Raw genomic sequence first — 223 nt, forward strand, 5'->3', positions numbered from 1 at the left:
ACATATTGTTTAAAACTTATAAAATTAAAATGGAGGAGGTAGAGGGATTCGAACCCCCGCGCGGTGTTACCCGCCTGTCGGTTTTCAAGACCGATCCCTTCAGCCAGACTTGGGTATACCTCCAAAGGGAAAATGAAATATATGGTGGAGCCTAGCGGGATCGAACCGCTGACCTCCTGCGTGCAAGGCAGGCGCTCTCCCAGCTGAGCTAAGGCCCCATAAA

The 223-nt window shown here is 50.7% G+C and carries 2 tRNA genes; both read right to left on the reverse strand.

The features are described from left to right. Nucleotides 1-30: 30 nt before the first annotated feature. A tRNA-Ser gene (locus LZ480_RS19805) sits at nucleotides 31-123 on the reverse strand. A gap of 19 nt (nucleotides 124-142) precedes the next feature. After that, nucleotides 143-218 (reverse strand) — tRNA-Ala (locus tag LZ480_RS19810). Nucleotides 219-223: the final 5 nt, after the last annotated feature.

Source organism: Solibacillus palustris (assembly GCF_022549215.1).
In the GTDB taxonomy this organism is placed as follows: domain Bacteria; phylum Bacillota; class Bacilli; order Bacillales_A; family Planococcaceae; genus Solibacillus; species Solibacillus daqui.